Genomic DNA, 14116 nt, shown 5'->3' with positions numbered 1-14116 from the left:
ATTGAGCCATAATTACATTAATTCAACCTACAGACGAACAAATGGGACAAATAAGCTCATATGAATTGCTTGTTACACTTCTGTTGATTTATGCAGGAGTCTTCGCCTTGCCCTTCAATCAACAGTTAGAAACAGCTACATACGTGAAGCTGAAGTTTATCTTACCAATGAAAAAAATCCGAACGAGTTGGATTCTTCGTTCGGATTTCCCTTCAACTAACATACTTTTATTTATTTTAAACGAAAGCTGTCAATTTGATGAAGATAACCAAGACGCTGCTGCTTTCTAAATAATTCTTTCACCATATATGCTACACCATTTTCATTATTAGAACGAGTAACCCAATCCGCAAGCATTTTTAATTCCGTTGGTGAATTACCCATGGCCACACCCATTCCCGCGTGTTCAATCGTTTCTACATCATCATAGCAATTTCCAATGGCTACTACGTCTTCCATCGGTATCCCTAGACGATTTGCTACATAACGAACGCCGGCAGCTTTTGTGGCTCCTTTTGGCGTAATATAACATCTATTTTCATTTGGATACGAAAACCATTCAATATCCGGAACTGCACTGGCAATTGTTTGCTCAGCGTATTCTTTTTCTCTACGATCTGCAAAATATACTTCTATTTTTGGAGTAGAAACAGGTTCATCACGAAGCGTATCTCCTAATGAATCTACGAACTGCACGGGATAAAAGAGCGGTTCTCCCGTTTTTAACACGCTTTTAGCTACGATATTATTAGGAAGCTTTACACGATTTCCAATTGAAAACCTTTCATGCAAAATGCGGACATGACAATTAAAATTTTCAAAAAGCTGAATGAGATTAAATGTTTTTTCCTCGCTAATTCTCTTATCTAGTATCGGTTTGTCTATCGATGTTCCGATAAAGGCACCGCTATGAGTAATGAGCATTGCTGGATGAACTTTAAGTGATCGAGCAATTTTTTTAGCAGACGGAAAATGCCTGTTTGTTACTAACGTAACGTAAACCCCTTTATTTTTCACAAATTGAATTGCGTCTTTCGTTTCTTTTGTAACGCGCCCTTGGCTATTTAAAATGGTTCCATCAATATTCAACGCTAGCAATCGATAAGCCATATGAAAACCCCTTCTTTCATAGATGTCTAATCCGTTAGGATACGGTTATAAATGACCTTTTCATGATAGTCGGCATGTGTAGCCTTGTTACTAAGCTTATGAGCAGAACTGCACAATTAGAAGGAATTTCCGCATAAAAAAAGAGGAAAAGATTTCTCTTTTCCTCTTTTCTCTATCTCTTATTCAGCCGCACCGTAAAGTTCTTCAAGTGGCTTCATGATAATTTTGTTTAATTCACCAATTACCATGCTCATACGTTGCTCAGCTTCCATTAGCTTCGCGATATTTTGATCTTGTTGAACGATTGCAACTGTTTGTTGAGCTTGCTGAACTTCTTCTTCAGTGATCTCTTGGCCCATCATTTGCTTTTGTTGCAGCTCCATTTGCATTGTACGGAAACGCTCAAATAATTGTTTTGAACCTTGATCAGCGTTTACTGCTGCATATAAGTTTTTTAAGTTTGTGTAATCGTCGCTTTGACGAATTGCTTTTTCTAAATCATTTGCTACATCATGTAAGTTTACAGACACGTTAAGTTCCTCCTAATTCAGTTCTATAATTTCTTGACTTCCCTAACTATAACAAATTATTATATAAAATTCAGCTTAAGACCTTTATTTTCTCAGAAAACGATAAATTCTCTTCACAGATTGGGCTAATTCCTCATAGTATATATCAGCATTCGCCTACTAAAGAAAAGAAAAAGAGGATTCGTTTATGAATACTTTTACCATTTCTCTAAAACCACTAGAGAACCATATGAGCGACGACATTTACATTAGTTCTGCTCTGTTCTCACGTGTGAAATGCAAGCACGAGTTTACGTTAACAGTAGGCTCCATCACGAAAGAAGTCAAAGCCACTGTTTTTCAGCATCGAGAATGCTGCTTCATGATGTCGGAAGCTCTATTTGCAGACTTTCGCTTTCCGTATGAAACGCATCAGCTGAGAGGCATTTACGAAGAGAACACGTTTAGGATGGGACCCGTGATTAGCATCGTAACAGAAGTTCGAGAAGATGAAGAACCCTTTGGCTCCATTTCTGTATTTTGTAAGGAATTTGTTCAAGCTTGCAAGGAGTTAGGGTGTTTTTGCTATGTGAGCAAATTGAGCGACGTGAAGTCATTGTCCCCTAAAGGATATGTTTATCGCGGTGATCGATGGGTTTATTCAGACGTTCCCTTTCCGGGAATCGTACACAACCGGATTCATGCCAGGAAAACCGAGCAAAGCGCTGATTTTCAAACCTTTAAAACATTTTTGAAAGAGCATGACGTTCCTTTCTTTAACGCACGCTACTTAAATAAATGGACGGTTTTTCAACAGCTTAAAGATGTTGTACACTTGCTTCCATATTTGCCAAAAACGTATCAGCTTCGTTCACGTCAAGATCTTCTTGACGCTTTGGAACTTCATGACGATGTTTTTCTGAAGCCTGTTCATGGTAGCCAAGGAAAAAATATTTTTAAAATTTCAAAGAAAGAGAAGTATATTTTAGACTATACAACGTTTACACAGACGTATGAAAAAGAATATGAATCTCTCTATGACTTATTTGAAACGCTTTATAGTCAATTAAAAAGGCAAGGATTTCTCATCCAAGAAGGAATTTCACTGCAGACATACAAACAGTGCCCTTTTGATTTCCGCATTCTCTGTCATAAAAAAGACGACTTGACGTGGAAAATCACGTCCATTGTCACACGTGTATCAAAACCCGGCAATTTCGTCTCAAATCTTGCTCGTGGAGGGGATATTCATCCTCCTCAGCAAGTTTTAACTCAGCTCTATGATTCAAAAACGACGCGCCATATCCTTTCACTTTTAAAAGAGATTGCGATTGAAATTTGCACACAGCTTTCTCACCCGTCTGAACTTTATGCAGAATTTGGTATTGATTTAGCGATTGATCAAGAAGGAAAGCCTTGGATTATTGAAGTAAATGTCAAACCTTCCAAACAATTAGATTCAAGCGCTTCCTCTGTTCGTCCCTCAACAAAAGCACTGCTTGATTATTGTCTGCATGCAACGAATTTTCAATTTGCCAAGGAGGATTTACGATGATTTCATTAGGCTTTTTAACGATTCACCCACAGCAAGAAGTGGAGTATGTGACCGAAATTGCTAAACATGCTTCTGAGTTTTCAATTGAAATATACCGTTTTACTCCTTTTAACATTCATCCTAACACCGAAAATATTGAAGGCTTCCGCTACGATTTACAACAAAAGAAATGGATAGAAGATTCCTTTTTACTTCCTTCGTTTATTTACGATCGCTGCTTTTATCGAAAAGACTCGCTGTCTAATAAGGCTCGCCCTATTGTAAACTGGCTTAAACAGCGGGAAGATGTTACATTTTTAGGCCATGGATTGCCCAATAAGCTAGATGTCTATGAAGCCATTAAAAAAGATAGCTATTTATCTTCATATATTCCTCCTACCACTCCAATCGAAAGTGTAGAGCAGCTTGTTCAGCTGCTTCGAACAAACGATAGCCTAATGATTAAGCCTGCCAACGGCTCACAAGGTAAAGGAATTGTGAAATTAAGACAGCGTGGACGTGAAATTGAAGCTTCTTATCAACAAAATGACATTGTAAACACCATTCTATTTTCCTCTTTTCAGGAGTTTAAGAACTGGTTTACGAAAACGGCCCGTGATGTATTGTATATTGCTCAGCCCCATATTTCATTTTTCCCTTATGAGCGCACTCCTTTTGATATAAGACTGCTATTACAAAAAGGAAACGATGGTGCTTGGAAAGAAATTGGAAGAGGAATTAGACAAGGTGAACGAGACTCCATCGTAACAAATGTAAGTTCAGGAGCCTCTATTGTACCTTTTGAGAACTTGCTGCCTCGCATCCCTCGCGTTCACCGTCAATATGTAATGGATGAAATCAACACCATTTGTAAAACGATTCCGTCCGTGCTGGAAAATCATTTTCCTTCTCTTTTTGAATTAGGTATTGATTTATGTATCTCGAGAGACTTCAGCATCTGGATTCTAGATTTAAATTCGAAACCAGGAAGAAAAATCGTAATGGAGACAGCTCCTGAACAAAAAGAAGTCATGTATAAAAATGTCCTGTCTTACTGCATCTATTTAGCTAACACACTATCGTATCGTAAGGAGTAATGCTATGAAAAAAACTCTTACTCGCCTTGTTGTAGTAGAGCAGCTAGGATGCGATCTTTCTGTTCCTGCATCTCTTTACAAAGACTCCTTGAAACAAGCAGCTTTTGGAACAATGACAGCTCCATGCCTTATACAATCTTCAGAATGTGAAGAAATTCAGATTTCAGCTGAGCTAATGACAAAACTGCAAATTCCTTTCGCTCATATGATGCACCCTATTATTGTGAATGAGACCATTCACTTAGGACCTTTAATTGGTGTGTTATCAGCTGGTTTTACTGGTTCTCTGCTGCGGCCAATTGGAAAGCGTTCCCTTCACTTAGCTAAACTTCTTTCTACTGCAAGTATAACAGGGGGACTTCCTTTTATTTTTGGAACTCATCATATCAACTGGGAAACCGGGACCATAAACGGCTATTTTTACGAGGAAAGCGGCTGGACACAGCATGAAGTCCCGCTTCCTAACGTTGTATATAACCGTTTGCCAAATCGAAAAACAGAGGGGTTAGCTCCTTTTAAGTTCATTAAAGAAAAGATGATGACTGATTACGGCATTCCATTTTTTAATCCTGATTTTTTCAACAAGTGGGAAATTCATGAGCTTTTAAAACTGAACGAGCAGACAGCCTATTTGTTACCTTACACGGTTGAAAGTCCTTCGTGTGAGCAAATAAAAAAACTTCTGCTTCTTCATCAAACCGTTTATTTAAAGCCGAAAAACGGAAGCTTAGGCCGCGGCATTTATACCCTATCTTTTAAGGATTCCATGTACACGCTGACTTACAAAGGAGAAAAAGGTCTTCATGTTCAAGAAAAAGAAACCTTGGAGGAACTATTATCAGAATTTGAATATTTACTTACTAATCCTTCATACATTGCTCAGCAAGGTATTTCATTAATCAAAAAAGAAAAGCGCTGTGTAGACTTTCGCGTGCATACGAATAAAGACGGGAATAACCAATGGGTGCTTACTGCTCTAGCTGCTAAAGTAGCCGGTCCCAACAGCATCACTACGCATCTTGATTACGGCGGAGAAATTGAAGCTACAGCCAAAATATTCACTAACCCTTCTTACAAAAAAGAAATTGAAAATAAGCTAAAAGATGCCGCTATCTCAATTAGTCATATACTTGAACAGGAGTTGAACGGATTAATTGGAGAGCTTGGATTCGATTTTGGAGTGGATTATCAAGGAAACGTGTGGCTGTTTGAAGCTAACTCTAAGCCCGGTCGCTCTATTTTTTCACACCCTGCCTTACGAAAAGCAGATCAACAAACTAGAAAACTTTCTCTAGAATATGCGATTTACTTATCTGGATACTATCTAAATACACCTGAAGGCATCAGCATATGATTACAATTTACTATCACAAAGAAAAGCAGCAGTGGTTTCATAATAATCCTTCAGCATCTTACAAATGGGGAGTTCAAGAAATTGAACTTCCCTTTACTCAAAGCATTTCTTCTACTCAAGCTTTTCTTCGTTTAAAAGGAGAAAAAGCAGGTCCTATTGTGGGAGTTTTAACGAACAAAGCTGTTTTGGAAAAACTGAATGTAAAACAGCGTCCTTTATTAGAACTCTTACATCATACCCTGCAAGAGAAAGGCGGGCTTCTTGCTTTATTCGCTGAAGAAACAATGTCTCATCACTTCTTTGAAGGGTATTGCTTTGACGGGGCAAAAAAGCAGTGGATCAAAACAACTTTGCCGCTGCCAAACGTTATATATAATCGTTATCCAGGAAGAAAATCAGAAACCAAAAAGCTGAAATCTTTACACAAAAAAATAAAAAGCAGGCACATCCCCCTTTTTAATTCCGCTTTTTTTTCAAAATGGAAAGTGTATCAGTTATTTTCAAAACATCCACTATTATCTTCTCACCTTCCTAAAACCTATCGTTTAACACCAGAAATTGATATTGCTAAGCTTCTGCAAAAACACTCTTCTCTTTATTTTAAGCCTATTAACAGCAGTAAAGGCGCTGGAATTTTCCGATTATCTTCCGATAAGCATACGATTATTTATCAAGATCATAAGCGCAAAGAAGAATTTTCTTCTTTACAAGCAATTGACCTTCCCAGGTCTGCTTATCTCATTCAAGAAGCAATTGAGACGCAGCCATTCAAAGACCGGCGCTATGACTTACGTATTTTAGCGCATCACAAAGATAGCCGGTATGTTATTAGCGGCGTCGGTATTCGACATAGTCCCTATCACTCCATTACAACACATACGTTAAACGGCGGAAGCATTTCACCTTCTCAAGATCTTGAAGATGAAGTAGATACTTCCTTTCTTTCGTCTTTTGTAAATACGTGCGGGCAAGTCCTTCAAAAGTCCTTCCCTCTCATTGAAGAATTTTCTCTTGATATGGCAAAGTCAGTCCAAGGTCATTATTATCTGTTTGAAGTGAATGCAAAACCGATGATTTTTGATGAAACAGACATTCAAACGCAAGGTGCTAAACACATATGCAACATATTTTACAAATTAACAAAATTTTTAGATTAAATGATTTTTCATCTCCTTTTCTCATGGTAAGCTTATAATAACTACTTGAGAAAGGAGATTTTCTTTATGGTTGCACATTTTCAGGTTAAACCACTGTATCAAAATAATCGAATGCCGGGCTGGCACATCTCGTTTTATATGAATCGGGTTTATTACGAGGCTGATTATTTAAAAGATGGACAAATTGTATGGAAAACTGCGCTTTCTAATCAAATAGATGAAACACAATTAATTGATTATATTCATGAGCTTATGCTTTTTCACGTTTATGAATAGTAAGCTTTCACCGAAGGGAACGAGCACAGATGAAACAGCTGCACACACTATTTGGGGATAAAATGATTAAGGCTAAAATCCCTTCTCAATTTGAACGATACAAATGGTTTTCATGTGATGAAGGCTTCATTGGAATTGAACACACGGCTTTGTCTCAAAAAGAGCAGGCATTACTTTCTGCTTTTTTAACGCCTTATGATGAGGAAGTTTCTTTCCTGACGCCAGAACAATTGTATTGGTCAAACCTGTTATTTAAAGCACCTGAAAAAGTCATTCACTCTCATCATACGCACCATTCTTTTCGCTTTACCCAGTTTTTAATTAAACGTTTGTTTGAACAAAAAATAGAGTTTGAAAATGCGCTTCACGCCTTGTATTCTACCTCGATTACTGTGTTGTGGATTGATAAACAATCAGGTATCGTTATCGAAACCTTTGATGATCCTAATGACTTAACTGAAAATTTATCAGATTCTATCGAGGTGCTATGTCATGATTTTGAAACTTCAATTCAGTTCTTTGAAGGACAAATTCACTTTTTTCCGTCTTCACCGCGATTAATTTTTGAGCGTGAAAAGAAATGGTTTTATCAAATTAAGCATACAGTCGAACAAAACCATGTTATCCATTTTACCGACGTTTTACCCCATTTGGTTCTGCAAGAGTCTTCAGAGGCAATCCAAAATCATATGATACATTTACTTGACTTAGTAAAAGATGATGGAGATCTTTTAGAAACGATTAAAGTTTATTTAGAATGTAATTTAAACGTATCTCTTGCTGCTAAGAATTTGTACATGCATCGCAACAGCTTGCAGTATAGAATTGAGAAATTTATTGATCGCACACACCTTGATATCAAACACTTCACAGGAGCTGTGTCTGCTTACTTAGCTATTCTTGCGTTAAAAAATTCGCAGGATAAAAAATAAAATGAAAGGGTTTTCGTAAATAGTGCACGAAAACTCTTTCTTTTTTTTGTGCATGTTTGCCATTTACCGTTTCATTAAAAAAAATTACACTAGAGTTAAGAAAACGGTTTCACAGAGTACATACAAGGGGGAAATGGAAATGGCTGAATTACGTTTAGAACATATTTATAAAATGTATGATAAAGATGTGACGGCGGTAAAAGATTTTAACCTTCACATTCAAGATAAAGAATTTATTGTATTTGTTGGGCCTTCAGGCTGCGGGAAATCGACAACGCTTCGTATGGTTGCAGGGCTAGAGGAAATTTCCAAAGGTGATTTTTATATTGACAGCAAGCGTGTAAATGACGTTGCTCCAAAAGATCGCGATATTGCAATGGTATTCCAAAACTACGCATTGTATCCGCATATGAGCGTATATGACAACATGGCTTTCGGCTTAAAACTTCGTAAATTACCAAAAGATGAAATCGAACGCCGCGTAAAAGATGCCGCTCGTATTTTAGGACTTGAGCAATACTTAGAGCGCAAGCCAAAAGCATTATCCGGCGGACAGCGTCAGCGTGTAGCTCTAGGTCGTGCAATCGTTCGTGATGCTAAGGTCTTCTTAATGGACGAACCTTTATCAAACTTAGACGCGAAATTACGTGTGCAAATGCGTTCTGAAATTGCGAAGCTTCACCAGCGTTTGGGTACAACAACAATTTACGTAACACATGACCAAACCGAAGCAATGACAATGGCTTCTCGTCTGGTTGTTATGAAAGATGGGATTATCCAGCAGGTTGGTACACCAAAAGAAGTATATGAAAAACCTGAAAATGTATTTGTAGGCGGGTTTATTGGTTCTCCTGCTATGAACTTCTTAACCGGAACGTTAAAAGACGGAAAGGTTCAAGTAGGCGATTCTCTTCTTGCAGTTCCGGAAGGTAAAATGAAAATACTTCGCGAGCAAGGATATTTAAATAAACAAATTATTTTAGGCATCCGTCCTGAAGATTTCCATGATGAGCCTGTATTTATTGAATCTTCACCCGGCACAAAAGTTACCATTAAAGTCGATGTATCCGAGTTAATGGGAGCTGAAACCATGCTTTATTCTAAACTTGGCGGACAAGATTTTGTAGCACGCGTAGATTCAAGAACAGATATTAAACCGCTTCAGTCTCTAGACTTAGCATTAGATATGAACAAAGCGCATTTCTTTGATGCAGAATCCGAACAGCGCATCCGTGCTGAGCACGAATAAAAAAGACCCTTAGGGGTCTTTTTTTATTCCTGTATTTGCTTCAATTCCTCACTGTGACAAGTAGAGCAGTAAAAGAGATGAATACATTGGTGATTTGCTAAATCACTAGGATACCCATTTTCTACTTTTAACTGATCGATTTCCATGTAAGCACTGTAATCATCAAAATAATCGCTGACTTTTCCCATATCCCCTAGCACTTCTCCACATGCTTTGCACGTCATTTGTACATCACTAAACCCATTACATAAAGAACAAATCGACATCCGCACACCTCGCTTTACCTGATCAATATGTACCTATAATATGCACGGAATAAAACTCTCTTACTCTTTATCAAACTCCACACAAAAATTTTCTATAAATTACCAATAAAATTCTATGTATATGTTTTTTTCCCTTTCGCCATAATACTAGTAACAACCGAGCACAACAGCTCGCAAACATTGAGTTACGCCGCGGTAGGCAAGCAGGTCTAATCGATGTATCTGCTCGGCTGGTTCAACTCCAGCTAACTCAACCATTACAATCTATTTTATCTAACGAGGAGATGAATACACATGGCAAATTATCAAAACGCATCAAACAGAAATTCATCAAACAAGTTAGTAGCGCCTGGTGCTCAAGCTGCTATCGATCAAATGAAGTTCGAAATCGCTAGTGAGTTTGGTGTAAACTTAGGACCAGATGCAACAGCTCGTGCGAACGGATCTGTTGGTGGCGAAATCACAAAACGTTTAGTACAATTAGCTGAGCAAAACTTAGGCGGCAAGTACTAATATTAACTAATTTCATATTATGGCTTTAGCGCTCCAAGATCTCTTGGAGCGCTTTCTAATTTCTTTTAATCAGCTTCCTCATTCTTATTCGCAAATGATTTTACGGAAACTTTGCGAATGCGTCGATTTTCTACTTCCTTAATGGTAAACAATATCTCTTCATATGAGAAAAAGTCTCCTTTAGCAGGAATATGATCAAACTGCTCATATATCCATCCCCCTAAGGTATGGCACGTACTGTCAGGAGAACTAACTGCTACATAGGTTAAAAATTCATCAATAGGGATGTCTGCGTTAAATTCGTACTCCTTTTCCCCTATCTGGTGTACATACTTAACAGCTTCATCATGTTCATCCCAAATTTCTCCTACAATTTCTTCTAATATATCCTCTAAGGTCACAAGACCGGCCGTTCCCCCAAACTCATCAACTACAATTGCCATGTGAACCTTACTTTTTTGGAGCTCTGGCAATAGTACAGATATTTTCATGGATTCTACTACAAAAATAGGTTGTCTCAACAAATCACGAATAAAAATCTCTTTTCTTTGGACTAAACAGGTTAAAAATTCTCTTTCTGATAAAATGCCAATAATGTTATCAATATGATCTTCGTATACAGGGACTCTCGAATATCTCTCTTCAAGAAACATTTGACAAACCGAATCAATATCAGCATTTACGTCAACTGCTGTGACATCTATTCTAGGTTTTAAAATTTGCCCCACCACAATGTCATTAAAATTGAGTGAACGATGAACTAGCTCTTTTTCAATATTATTAATCGTTCCTTCTTCTTCGCTTAAATCTACCATCACTTTAATTTCATCTTCTGTGATCGTTGGTGTGGGAGCAGACGCTAACAAGTGAGAAGCTCCTTTTCTCACCTGTAAAAATAAGAAGGAAATCGGGGTTAATAATTTAATAATAAGAAATAACAAGGAAGAAATCATCAGCGCAAAAGATTCGGCATGCTCTTTCGCTAACGATTTCGGTAAGACTTCACCAAAAATCAAAATGATGATGGTCATAACGATGATACTAATCACAAGTGCTAGGTTTCCTTTAAACACATCGAGGGCAATTTTAGCTGCCAAAGAGGACGCAGCAATGTTTACGACAACATTTCCTACTAAAATTGTCGATAGCGTCTGCTCAAAGTGTTCAGCAATATGCAGCGCTTTTTTACTTCCTCGATACTTTTTCTCAGCGTAATGTTTTAAACGAATTTTATTTACGCTTGAAAAGGCTGTCTCAGCAGATGAAAAGAAAGCTGATAACATAAGCAAAACGACTAATATCATCATTTGATTCAGAGGCAAGTCTCCCAAAAGACATTCACTCTCCTATTTTTTGATTTTTCTGTCTTTTTATCATATCAAATTTTTTTGATGTTGAATATTTTCTTCATCAACTTTGTATTACTTTATGCTACGCATGCTTTTTATTATGAATAAGTATACAAATTGTATATTCTAAAGAATAGATACTATCTTTTATAGAGGGGTGCAACCAATGAAAATTTTACTATTAGGCTCAACAGGACGAGTTGGACAGTCTTTATTAAAAATGATGCTAAAAGATGAAAACGACGTTACGGTACTTGTTAGAGACCGCAATAAGCTAAAGATTAGTCATCCAAACCTACATATCTTACAAGGCGATGTCCTTGATCAAGAAAATATCAGCTTTGCCCTCAAGCACCAAGATATCGTAGTCAGCGCGTTAAATACAGATGGTGCAGAGACCATTTCAAAAAGTATTCCGCTTATTATAAACAGCATGAAGCATTACGGCGTTCATCGTATTCTTACTATCGGAACTGCAGGTATTTTACAGTCACGAACGGAACCGGAAAAGTATCGTTTTCAATCAAATGAATCAAAGCGTAAAACGACCAGAGCAGCAGAAGATCATTTAAAAGGATACTTACACTTGAAGGAAAGTGACCTAAACTGGACCGTTATATGCCCAACCTACTTGCCTGATGGTGAAGTAACAGGCACATACCGAGTGGAAAAAGATATTTTGCCAGCAGATGCCGTTAAAATTTCAACGGGAGATACCGCTCATTTTACCTACCATGAAATATGGGCTCAAAAATTCCCAAAATGCCGCGTTGGAATTGCTTATTGAAAAATCAGGAGAACTTTTCGTTTTCAAAACGAAAAGTTCTACATCCAAAAAATACCAATTATAGCTAATCCACCTAGAACAAAACCTCCTATTTGACCAACGAGAGCCGGTGTCAAAACAGGCTTTCCTTTTTCTTTCTCTAATGTGCTAATATCAAGCTTCATCTGATACATTTCTTCTTTTAAATCTTCAATCTGGCCGTGCAGCGCTTGAATCTGACGTTCTTGGTCACTCATCCACTATCTTCCCTTCCCTTTTTTATTTTTATCATATGCGTAAAAAAGTTAAAGCTTTACTTTTCAGCATCACTTTTTCTAAATGTTAAAAACTCCTTTCCCCGGCTTTAGGATAAAAAACACTTTCCTTCTCATAATAAAAAAGAATAGAGTCCTTAGTCATTGTTGAAAGGAGAACATGATGATAAAACTTGTGTTGATTAGGCATGGACAAAGCGTATGGAACCTTGAAAATAAATTTACAGGCTGGACGGATGTAGACCTTTCTAAAAATGGATTGCAAGAAGCGCGAGAAGCCGGAAAAGTGCTAAAGAAAAACGAATATGCTTTTGATATCGCCTATACTTCTGTTTTAAAACGATCCATTCGTACTCTATGGATTGTCTTACATCAAATGGACTTCGTGTGGATTCCTGTATATAAATCTTGGAGACTGAATGAACGACACTACGGGGCTCTTCAAGGTTTGAACAAAGAAGAAACCGCAAAAAAATTTGGAGAAGAGCAGGTGCATTTGTGGAGAAGGTCGATGGACGAACGCCCTCCTGCTTTAGAGACAACAGATATTCGCTATGAAGCTTCCAACCCTAAGTATAAGGAATTAGCCAAGGGACAATTTCCTGTAACGGAAAACTTAGCCGATACAGAAAAGCGGGTTCTAGAATATTGGAACAAAACTATTGCTCCTTCTATTAAAGCTGGCAAAAAGGTTATTATTTCCGCTCACGGTAATACGATTAGAGCTCTGATGCAGTATTTGGATAACATTTCACCTGATGGCATTGCGAACTTGAATATTCCCACAAGCGTACCGCTTGTGTATGAGCTTGATGATAATTTAAAGCCCATTAGACATTATTATTTAGGCATCGATGGAGAAATTCCGACACATATTCCTTCTTCATAAAAAACGTGCCTAGATTGTAGGCACGTTTTTTTATATATTTGAACGAAAGTATTTTCTATACGCCCAATGATTAGTAGGACCGTGTCCCGAACCAAGTTCAAGCGTATGCTTAATCGCATAGTGAACAAAATCCGAAGCGGTTTGAACTGCTTCAACTACGCTTTTGCCTTTCGCTAGTTCAGCCGTGACGCAAGCAGCAAACGTGCATCCCGTCCCGTGTGTATGCTTTGTATTCATCTTTTCATGCTTGATTTCAACATACGTATGACCATCATACACTAGATCAATCATATCTTGATGAGATTGGTCATGTCCGCCTTTAATTACCACGTGCTTTACACCTAGCTCATGCATCTGTTTTGCCGATTCTTTTCTGTCTTCAATCGTGTGAATTTCTTTCCCCGTGATGACTTCCGCCTCCGGTATGTTCGGCGTAATGACTTCACAAAGGGGCAATAATTCTTTTAGAGCCTGTATAGCTTCTCTTTGAAGAAGAGATTGACCGCCTTTTGCAATCATAACGGGATCAACTACAATATTTTGCAGTCCGTGCTGTTTGATTTTACGAGCCACTGCGTAAATAATATCAGCACTGAACAACATACCTGTCTTCACTGCATTAGGAAATAAGTCAGTCGCAATTGAATCTAACTGCGTTTCAACTGCTTCTACTTCTAAAGGATAAACTCCTTGAACGCCAACTGTATTTTGTGCAGTCACAGCTGTAATAACAGACATGCCAAAAACATCACGCTCTTGAAATGTTTTTAAATCTGCTTGAATGCCTGCTCCTCCACCGCTGTCTGATCCAGCAATGGTTAATGCTTTTGGTACTGTCAT

General features: G+C 37.8%; 16 protein-coding genes and 1 tRNA gene. 11 read left to right on the top strand and 6 right to left on the bottom strand.

All coding sequences use genetic code 11. The annotated features are described in order from the left end of the window. Window positions 1-231: 231 nt before the first annotated feature. Together ACRPLQ_RS24135 and ACRPLQ_RS24130 are read right to left on the bottom strand one after the other, a co-directional pair. The gene (locus ACRPLQ_RS24135) at window positions 232-1110 is read right to left on the bottom strand and encodes a Cof-type HAD-IIB family hydrolase (protein ID WP_028412564.1); all 879 of its coding nucleotides are present in this window, start codon (window positions 1108-1110) and stop codon (window positions 232-234) included. A 179-nt stretch (window positions 1111-1289) separates the two neighbouring features. Beyond that, a complete protein-coding gene (locus ACRPLQ_RS24130) occupies window positions 1290-1640 on the bottom strand; it encodes a YlbF family regulator (RefSeq protein WP_013055299.1) in 351 nt (116 codons plus the stop codon). A 187-nt stretch (window positions 1641-1827) separates the two neighbouring features. Between ACRPLQ_RS24130 and ACRPLQ_RS24125 the strand changes: the two genes are divergently transcribed. The 7 genes from ACRPLQ_RS24125 (at window position 1828) to ACRPLQ_RS24095 (ending at window position 9218) form a co-directional block, all read left to right on the top strand. Next, entirely contained in the window at window positions 1828-3174 is a 1347-nt protein-coding gene (locus ACRPLQ_RS24125; protein ID WP_325077415.1) for a YheC/YheD family protein, read from the top strand. Next, on the top strand, window positions 3171-4250 hold the full coding sequence (locus ACRPLQ_RS24120; RefSeq protein ID WP_049162846.1) for a YheC/YheD family protein: 1080 nt from the start codon (window positions 3171-3173) through the stop codon (window positions 4248-4250). The genes ACRPLQ_RS24125 and ACRPLQ_RS24120 overlap by 4 nt, the downstream gene beginning before the upstream one ends. A 4-nt stretch (window positions 4251-4254) precedes the next feature. Then, complete coding sequence (locus ACRPLQ_RS24115) at window positions 4255-5604, top strand: YheC/YheD family protein (protein WP_047751686.1); 1350 nt, start codon at window positions 4255-4257, stop codon at window positions 5602-5604. Further along, a complete protein-coding gene (locus tag ACRPLQ_RS24110) occupies window positions 5601-6761 on the top strand; it encodes a YheC/YheD family protein (RefSeq protein WP_432236299.1) in 1161 nt (386 codons plus the stop codon). Before ACRPLQ_RS24115 ends, ACRPLQ_RS24110 begins: the two co-directional genes overlap by 4 nt. 66 nt (window positions 6762-6827) lie before the next feature. After that, the gene (locus ACRPLQ_RS24105; RefSeq protein WP_028412569.1) at window positions 6828-7037 is read left to right on the top strand and encodes a YheE family protein; all 210 of its coding nucleotides are present in this window, start codon (window positions 6828-6830) and stop codon (window positions 7035-7037) included. Window positions 7038-7066: 29 nt separating this feature from the next. Further along, entirely contained in the window at window positions 7067-7969 is a 903-nt protein-coding gene (locus ACRPLQ_RS24100) for a PucR family transcriptional regulator (protein WP_033580652.1), read from the top strand. A 139-nt stretch (window positions 7970-8108) separates the two neighbouring features. Next, window positions 8109-9218: an ABC transporter ATP-binding protein gene (locus ACRPLQ_RS24095; RefSeq protein WP_025752961.1), complete on the top strand. Its 1110-nt coding sequence runs from the start codon at window positions 8109-8111 to the stop codon at window positions 9216-9218. A 23-nt stretch (window positions 9219-9241) separates the two neighbouring features. Here ACRPLQ_RS24095 and ACRPLQ_RS24090 read toward each other — a convergent pair whose 3' ends face one another. Further along, entirely contained in the window at window positions 9242-9484 is a 243-nt protein-coding gene (locus tag ACRPLQ_RS24090; RefSeq protein WP_034268022.1) for a hypothetical protein, read from the bottom strand. Between the two features lie 181 nt (window positions 9485-9665). Here ACRPLQ_RS24090 and ACRPLQ_RS24085 point away from each other — a divergent pair. Together ACRPLQ_RS24085 and ACRPLQ_RS24080 are read left to right on the top strand one after the other, a co-directional pair. After that, a tRNA-OTHER gene (locus ACRPLQ_RS24085) sits at window positions 9666-9741 on the top strand. Window positions 9742-9778: 37 nt separating this feature from the next. After that, entirely contained in the window at window positions 9779-9997 is a 219-nt protein-coding gene (locus tag ACRPLQ_RS24080) for an alpha/beta-type small acid-soluble spore protein (RefSeq protein ID WP_013055290.1), read from the top strand. A 65-nt stretch (window positions 9998-10062) separates the two neighbouring features. Here ACRPLQ_RS24080 and ACRPLQ_RS24075 read toward each other — a convergent pair whose 3' ends face one another. Further along, on the bottom strand, window positions 10063-11328 hold the full coding sequence (locus ACRPLQ_RS24075; protein ID WP_028412572.1) for a hemolysin family protein: 1266 nt from the start codon (window positions 11326-11328) through the stop codon (window positions 10063-10065). Between the two features lie 184 nt (window positions 11329-11512). On the opposite strand from ACRPLQ_RS24075, the gene ACRPLQ_RS24070 reads away from it, so the two are divergent. After that, complete coding sequence (locus ACRPLQ_RS24070; protein ID WP_028412573.1) at window positions 11513-12133, top strand: NAD(P)-dependent oxidoreductase; 621 nt, start codon at window positions 11513-11515, stop codon at window positions 12131-12133. Between the two features lie 38 nt (window positions 12134-12171). Here the strand turns inward: ACRPLQ_RS24070 and ACRPLQ_RS24065 are convergent, their stop codons facing one another. Beyond that, a complete protein-coding gene (locus ACRPLQ_RS24065) occupies window positions 12172-12369 on the bottom strand; it encodes a hypothetical protein (RefSeq protein WP_016762958.1) in 198 nt (65 codons plus the stop codon). 181 nt (window positions 12370-12550) lie between these two features. Between ACRPLQ_RS24065 and gpmA the strand changes: the two genes are divergently transcribed. Next, window positions 12551-13276: a 2,3-diphosphoglycerate-dependent phosphoglycerate mutase gene (gene gpmA / locus ACRPLQ_RS24060; protein WP_098112843.1), complete on the top strand. Its 726-nt coding sequence runs from the start codon at window positions 12551-12553 to the stop codon at window positions 13274-13276. Between the two features lie 30 nt (window positions 13277-13306). Here gpmA and thiD read toward each other — a convergent pair whose 3' ends face one another. Next, entirely contained in the window at window positions 13307-14116 is an 810-nt protein-coding gene (gene thiD / locus ACRPLQ_RS24055) for a bifunctional hydroxymethylpyrimidine kinase/phosphomethylpyrimidine kinase (protein WP_432236298.1), read from the bottom strand.

The organism is Priestia sp. TRN 1309, from assembly GCF_050846875.1.
In the GTDB taxonomy this organism is placed as follows: domain Bacteria; phylum Bacillota; class Bacilli; order Bacillales; family Bacillaceae_H; genus Priestia; species Priestia zanthoxyli.
Note: the sequence above shows the minus strand (reverse complement) of the source record. Positions and strands in the feature narration are given on the sequence as shown.